Annotated in this window: 4 protein-coding genes and 1 pseudogene; all 5 read right to left on the bottom strand. The window is 74.7% G+C overall.

Annotated features, from left to right (window positions below):
• On the bottom strand, window positions 1–550 hold a 550-nt coding region (locus tag ACTUAL_RS18780), incomplete at its 3' end, for an AEC family transporter (protein WP_440901180.1).
• Window positions 551–590: 40 nt separating this feature from the next.
• Entirely contained in the window at window positions 591–854 is a 264-nt protein-coding gene (locus ACTUAL_RS18775) for a phosphoribosyl-ATP diphosphatase (RefSeq protein ID WP_041836702.1), read from the bottom strand.
• A 58-nt stretch (window positions 855–912) separates the two neighbouring features.
• Entirely contained in the window at window positions 913–1359 is a 447-nt protein-coding gene (locus ACTUAL_RS18770; RefSeq protein WP_440901179.1) for an N-acetyltransferase, read from the bottom strand.
• Between the two features lie 64 nt (window positions 1360–1423).
• Window positions 1424–2236 carry an SDR family NAD(P)-dependent oxidoreductase gene (locus ACTUAL_RS18765; protein WP_440901178.1) on the bottom strand — a complete coding sequence of 271 codons (813 nt, stop codon included), beginning with the start codon at window positions 2234–2236 and terminating at the stop codon, window positions 1424–1426.
• Window positions 2221–2518, bottom strand: a pseudogene (locus tag ACTUAL_RS18760) (2,4-dienoyl-CoA reductase); the annotation flags it as partial. The gene ACTUAL_RS18765 and the pseudogene ACTUAL_RS18760, both read right to left, overlap by 16 nt.

Below are 2518 nucleotides of genomic sequence, written 5' to 3'. Positions count from 1 at the left end.
AGAGCAGCACCGGCGGCGGGTCCCAGCCGGGGGCGGCCACCGCGACGGCCAGCACGGACGCGCCGATCACCGGGTTGCGCACCGGCAGCAGCGCCAGGGTGCGCAGGACCCGCCCGCCCGCGCCCGCCTCCAGCGCGCCGAGCACGACCGGCATCATCACCAGCGGCTGGAACAGCAGCACGGCGGCGATGAACGACGAGTCGCCCAGCACGCCGATGGCGATGGGGATGCCGAGGTTGCCCGCGTTGACGTACCCGGACGCCATGCCGCCGAGCACGCGCTGGTCGTGCGGGGTGCGGAACAGCTTCCAGTGCAGCAGGTAGCCAGCGGCGCACACCACGGCGGTGGAGGCGACGAAGGCGAGCACCCCGGCGTTGGCGAGCCGGGAGGGGTCGGTGTCGATCAGGGTGGTGAACAGCACCGCGGGCATGGCCAGGTGGAACGCGAACCGGCCGAGGGCCTGCTCGGCGCCGCGCCCCAGCACGCCGCCGCGCGCCGAGGCGAAGCCGATGCCGGTCAGCACCCAGATGGGCAGGAACCCGCCGAGCACTCCGCCCACGGTCAGCGCACGACCGCGGCGGACCGGGCTGTCACAGGTGCCGGTAGACGTCTTCGAGGCTCAGGCCGCGCCCCAGCATGAGCACCTGGACGCGGTAGAGGAGCTGGGAGACCTCTTCGGCGAGGCGGTCGTCGGACTCGTGCTCGGCGGCGATCCACACCTCGCCCGCCTCCTCCAGCACCTTCTTGCCCTGGGCGTGCACGCCGTCGGCCAGCGCCTGCGTGGTCGCGGACCCCTCGGGGCGGGTTCGGGCGCGTTCGCTCAGCTCGGCGAACAGCTCGTCGAAGGTCTTCACGGTGCCTGATCCTCGCATCCCGCGGCCGGGACCGAGCAGCGGGCTCCGGCGGGCGGCCTCAGATCCGGTACTCCGGACCGGTGAACGGCCAGACCTCCGCGACCCAGCGGGGCACGAAGGAGTGGAGCGCGCGCTCGACCTCGGGGCCGACGAGCCGGGCGACCACCCACCCGGAGATCCGGGCGGCGGCGGGGGCCTCGGCGGGGTCGAGGTAGACGCACCCGAGGAGTTCGGTCTCGTCCGCGTCGAACAGCGCGTAGTTGAACGACTCGTGCGCCTCGATCTCCCGCTCGTGCCGCGCGAGGTCCTCGCGGTCCTGCTCCACGGTCATCGTCGCCGGGGGCCACCCCCAGGCCTCGCCGTAGAGGGACCAGAGGCGGTCGCGGGAGCCCATCACGGCCGGGTAGTCGAGTTCGGTGTCGGACTCGCGGATGGGCCGCAGGTGGTGCCCGGCGCCGATCTCGGCGCGGAGCGGGTGGGCGAAGTCGTCGGGGAGCCAGGCCATGGCGGTGATCGTGCCCGGTGGGGGCGGGTGGGCGCGAGCGGGTTTCCCGCCCGCGCCCCAGCCGCTACCCCGCCGTCCCGAGCCGGTCGAACCCCAGCGCCCGGTTCAGCACCGCCATCACCCGCGCCCTCACCCGCATCGGCAGCAGCGACGCCACCGCGATCATCGCCGCGTTGGCCTTCATGCCGGGGATCGACACCGCCCGGCCCGAGCGGACGTGGTCGAGGACGTCGCGGGCGACCCGTTCCGGGGTGTCGTACGCGCGCGGGTCGATGGTGACGTCCTTGCCGTCGAAGAAGGCGGTTCGGATGGCTCCGGGGTTGACCGCCACGACTCGCACGCCGGTTCCCCGCAGCTCCGCGCGCAGCGCCTCGGTGAACGAGCGCACGTACGCCTTCGTCGCGCCGTAGCTCGCCTGGTACGGCACCGGCAGGTAGCCGGCCGTGGAGCCGACGTTCACGATCGTGCCCCGCCCCGCCCGGCGCATCGACCGCGCCACGTGGTGGGTCAGCTCGGTCAGCGCCTCCACGTTCAGCGCGATCGAGTCGACGTGCTCGGCCAGCGGGGTGTCCAGGAACGGGCCGACCGAGCCCGCTCCCGCGTTGTTGAGCAGCAGGTCGATCGGCTGCTCGCCCAGTTCGGCCAGGGCTGCGCGCCTGGACGCGCGGTCGGTCAGGTCGGCCGCGATCACCCGCGCGGTCACGCCGGTGCGGGCGCGCAGCTCGTCGGCCAGTTCGTCCAGCGCGGCGCGCGAGCGGGCCAGCAGCACGAGGTTCGCGCCGCGCGCGGCCAGCTCCTCGGCCAGCGCCCGGCCGAGGCCCTTCGTCGCGCCGGTCACCAGCGCGGTCGTCCCCCGGTAGGTCAAGCCTTCCCCCACTTCCGGTAGCGGCGCAGCGCGGGGCGGCGGCGCAGTCGTTCGGTCAGCAGCGCCCTGAGCGGGCCGGTGGAGCGCTCGCGGTCCGCGGCCAGGTCCGCCATCCTGGCGTGGACCAGGGCCTGCACGGCGGCGGAAGAGAGCTTCTTGTCGGGCCAGTTCACCCGGACGGGCGCGGTCTCGGCCTCGTCGCCGCGCGTCCACGCGCGCGGCAGGTCGGGGTCCACGGCCAGCGCGGTGCCCACGCCGACCACGGACGCGCCGCTCTCCAGGACCCGCCGGGCC

Source organism: Actinosynnema sp. (assembly GCF_052038725.1).
This window is presented reverse-complemented; position numbering and strand designations above follow the sequence as displayed.